General features: G+C 60.6%; 4 protein-coding genes. All 4 read right to left on the bottom strand.

The features are described from left to right. Nucleotides 1–54: 54 nt before the first annotated feature. The gene (locus AMA01_RS13365; protein WP_067851741.1) at nt 55–711 is read right to left on the bottom strand and encodes a TVP38/TMEM64 family protein; all 657 of its coding nucleotides are present in this window, start codon (nt 709–711) and stop codon (nt 55–57) included. 117 nt (nt 712–828) lie between these two features. Continuing rightward, nucleotides 829–1023, bottom strand: a complete 195-nt coding sequence (locus AMA01_RS13360) for a hypothetical protein (protein ID WP_067851740.1) — start codon at nt 1021–1023, stop codon at nt 829–831. Nucleotides 1024–1085: 62 nt separating this feature from the next. Then, on the bottom strand, nt 1086–1760 hold the full coding sequence (gene rpiA, locus AMA01_RS13355; RefSeq protein ID WP_067851738.1) for a ribose-5-phosphate isomerase RpiA: 675 nt from the start codon (nt 1758–1760) through the stop codon (nt 1086–1088). 13 nt (nt 1761–1773) lie between these two features. Next, a complete protein-coding gene (gene cls / locus AMA01_RS13350) occupies nt 1774–3222 on the bottom strand; it encodes a cardiolipin synthase (protein ID WP_067851736.1) in 1449 nt (482 codons plus the stop codon). Between the last annotated feature and the right edge of the window lie 124 nt (nt 3223–3346).

The following is a 3346-nucleotide window of genomic DNA, read 5'->3' as shown; positions in this document are numbered from 1 at the left end:
AAAAGGCTCCACCTATGTAATCTTGCGCGATCCGTCCGCCGTCTCGCATCCGCTTCACTTCGCGTGGCCGTTTCGCCCCACGCGGCGGCGCAACAGCGCAGCAAACACCGCGAGCGCCGCGAGCGGGACACATCCCAGAAGGATGTAGATCCAGTTGCCAAACACGCCTGCGTAGACCAACGCCACGCCCAGATAATACGGCACCATGGCCACGACGGCCGTCCACGTGTACGACCAAAGCGAGGTGGCTGGGATCATGCCGGCAACATAGTTGACGAGAAACGCGGGCACCGGGAGCAAGCGGGCCAGAAGCAAGCCCAAACTCCCCCACTCGCGAACCCAATGGTTGACCTGCTCAAACCGCTCGTGATGCTGCACACGTTGGAGCATGATGCGCGTAAAGTGGCGGGCGATGAAAAAAATAAGAATGGAGCTGATGGTGGATCCAATCCACGCATACGTCGTTCCTGCGACAACCCCGAACACGCGCAGGAAGATGATCAAAAGCCCTTCGGACGGGATGGGCGTCAGGCACCAGATCACCATGATCGCGATGGCCCAGATCACGCCCCAGAATCCCCACGACTGAATCCAGTCGGTCAGCCGATGGTTCCGATCCAAATACAGAACCACCACCGCCACCAGGGCGCCCGACAGGATCATCGCAATGGTGCGCCAATCTGTGAACAGCTGCTTAACAAACCCCGCCACAGCCACGACTCCCCGCTATCATTCCACTCTCTTTCACAGTATCAGACTGTCGGCAAAGGTTCAAACGCATTCAAAGGGCGACGGGCCCTCATCGCCGCCCGCCGCCGAAAACTCTGTTCACCGAGGCTCGATGGGCGAGGTGCGCTTCTGACCGATGCGCTTTCCATCTTCCGGCTTTGGCGTCAGCGTGTGCTCGTCGACGGTATCGCGAATCGCCCACTGCTCCAACGCTTCGCGATCGCCTTCCGCGAGCAGCTTTTCGCCGAAGTTGCGCATCGGTGGTCCGGGCTTGCGGTGCGTCTCCCCTTGCATGGGCCATCCCTCCCGTGCCTTACCGTGCCCCGCCCATCCGTATGTATGCGCTTGGCCCGAGCTCAAATCCCTGGCTTCCTGCGCCACACCACCCCTTCATCGGTGCCGATGGCCACCTCGTTCGCCATGTCGATGAACAGCCCCGACTCCACGACCCCGGTGGTCAGCTTGAGACGCCGCGCCAAGTCCGCCGGATCGGCGACTTCATCGAACACCGTGTCGAGGATGTAATTGTGATTATCCGTGACGAACACTTCGCCGTTTCGCTCGCGCAGCGTCCAGCGCCCGCCGAGCGCTTCGATCCGGCGCGCGGTCGTCTCCCACGCGAAGGGGACCACTTCGATGGGGATGGCGAGCCCTGACAGCGCGTCGTACAACTTGCTGTCATCCACGACGATGATGAGTTCATCCGAGATGGACGCCACCAACTTTTCGCGCAGCAGCGCGCCACCGCCGCCCTTGATGAGTTGAAGGTCGGGCGTGACCGCGTCCGCGCCGTCGATGGTGAGATCGAGGCGCGGACAGCTGCGAAAATCGGTCAAGGGGATCCCCAACTCTCGGGCTAATCGCTCCGTCTCACGCGACGTGGGGATGGCCACGATGTCGAGCCCCTCCTTGACGCGTCTTCCCACCTCGACGATGGTGTAATACGCGGTCGAACCCGTCCCGAGGCCGACCTTCATCCCAGGTTGAATCCGTTTTGCGGCTTCTTCACCCGCCATCCGCTTCTTTTCCATCCTCGACTCCCTTTCACAAGATCGGAGACAATAGCCTTGCGCAGCTCTCCATGATGCGCTCGGCTCTCGGCCTTGATCGATATTGTTCCAGCGTCAATCTATCACATTTCTCAAGATCGCGCTCAAACAGATCGGCGAGGTGTCCACTCTTGTCGCGATCGAAGATGAGCGCGTTCACTTCAAAGTTGAGCTTGAAGCTGCGAATATCGATGTTCGCCGTGCCGACGGAAGCCAATTCCCGGTCCGTCACCACCATTTTGGCGTGCAGAAAGCCGTCCCGGTACAGGTAGCACTGCACGCCCGCCTGAAGCAGATCACCGAGATAAAACCTCGACGCCCAGAACACCCATAGGTGATCCGGCTTGCCCGGCAACATGACCTTGACGTCCACGCCGGACAGACTCGCAATTTTCAGCGCCGTCAACAGACTGTCGTCCGGGACAAAGTACGGCGTCTGGATATAGATGCTCTCCTTGGCTGCGTAAATCATTTTGATGTAGGCATTCCGGATCTGCTCCCAGTCGGTGTCCGGTCCGCTCGCCACCACCTGCATGCCGGTCGCCCCAGGGCGCCCGTGAACGCGAGGAAAATAGCGGTCCTCGAATTCCACGGGACGCTTGGATGACGAATTCCAGTCCAATAGAAAGATGGACTGCAACTCCAAGATGGCGCTCCCTTCGATCCGGAGATGCGTATCGCGCCAAAAGCCGAACCGCTCGTCCTTGCCCAGGTATTCATCTCCCACGTTGAACCCGCCCACGTATGCGACGCGCCCATCCACCACCGCGATTTTCCGGTGGTTGCGATTGTTCATGCGAAGGTTCACGTAAGGGATGCGGGAAGGAAAGAAGGCAGCGACCTCGCCGCCATCTCGCACCAGCGGTTCGAAGAACGACTTGGGGGTCCATGCGCAGCCGACGGCGTCGTACAGCAGGCGAACCTCCACGCCTTCGCGCGCCTTCTCGGCCAGGAGGCGAACGAAACGCTCGCCGAGATCGTCCGGCCGGAAGATATAGTATTCGAGGTGGATGTGGTCCTTGGCCTGCCGAATGTCTTCGAACAGGGCTTCGAACTTGTCCACCCCGCGCACGAACACGTCGACGCGATTATCTTCCGTGTAGACCGCGTAGGCCGTCTTGAGATTCAGGGCGATGAGATCCGCATGGCGCTGTGCGGCCGGCTCCTTGTACACCACGTGGCCCGATTCGACCTGCCGATGCTGGCGCTCCGCGGCGCGCGCCACCCAGGGCGCATTGCGCAGGCGAAAGCGGGCCAACCGGTAGCGGCTGATGTGTTGTCCAAACAGCACGTACAAGATGAAGCCGCCGACAGGGATGAACAACAACACCATCAGCCACGCCCACGTGACGGCGGCGTTGTGCCGCTCCACGAAAATGATCACGCAGGCCGTGACGAGATCAAGTGCAAAAACGAGCAAGTACGCGATGTGCAACCACGGCATGTTGGCTCTCCATTCCGGCATGGCGCCAGGCGCGGGCGCGTTACGGCCGCGCCCGCAGCACCGGCCAGACGAGCGGCGCAAACGCGATGCAAAACGCCGCGATCGCCATCCATTTGAGATATGA

This window comes from Alicyclobacillus mali NBRC 102425, from assembly GCF_001570745.1.
GTDB lineage: Bacteria > Bacillota > Bacilli > Alicyclobacillales > Alicyclobacillaceae > Alicyclobacillus > Alicyclobacillus mali.
This window is presented reverse-complemented; position numbering and strand designations above follow the sequence as displayed.

Excerpts from the sequence above, each read along its gene's own strand:
- rpiA (WP_067851738.1), bottom strand. The coding sequence starts at position 1,760 with ATGGAAAAGAAGCGGATGGCGGGTGAAGAAGCCGCAAAACGGATTCAA.
- cls (WP_067851736.1), bottom strand. The coding sequence starts at position 3,222 with ATGCCGTGGTTGCACATCGCGTACTTGCTCGTTTTTGCACTTGATCTC.
- AMA01_RS13360 (WP_067851740.1), bottom strand. The coding sequence starts at position 1,023 with ATGCAAGGGGAGACGCACCGCAAGCCCGGACCACCGATGCGCAACTTC.